Here is a 350-nt window from a genome sequence, read left to right as displayed (position 1 = left end):
GCAGGCCAGGCCCATGAAAGTCAAACGGCTATTCCTTTGCTCGATGGCATAGGCGTCCAACGCAAGAATGGTTTTATGAAACGGCGTGGCAAAGCGGTGTTGGCAGATAAAGGCTATTCGGGAAGAACACTCCGCGGTTACCTGCGCAAATTGAGCATAAAGAGCATTATTCCTTATAAAATCAATGAAAAAGGGAATAGTGATGGTCGTACACAATTTGATGAACAGGCTTATTGTGACCGTAATGTTGTCGAACGCTGTTTTGGTTTTTTGAAAGGTAATAGACGTATTGCAACACGCTATGAAAAAACAGCACGAAACTATCTGTCGATGGTGAAATTAGGCTGTAT

1 protein-coding gene is annotated in these 350 nt (G+C 43.1%); it reads left to right on the top strand.

The window, feature by feature from the left end; all coding sequences use genetic code 11:
* A partial coding sequence (locus EAE91_RS23855) for a transposase (RefSeq protein ID WP_214090584.1) occupies window positions 1-350 on the top strand: 350 nt, incomplete at both ends.

The organism is Photorhabdus noenieputensis (genome assembly GCF_018448935.1).
GTDB classification, from domain to species: domain Bacteria; phylum Pseudomonadota; class Gammaproteobacteria; order Enterobacterales; family Enterobacteriaceae; genus Photorhabdus; species Photorhabdus noenieputensis.
This window is presented reverse-complemented; position numbering and strand designations above follow the sequence as displayed.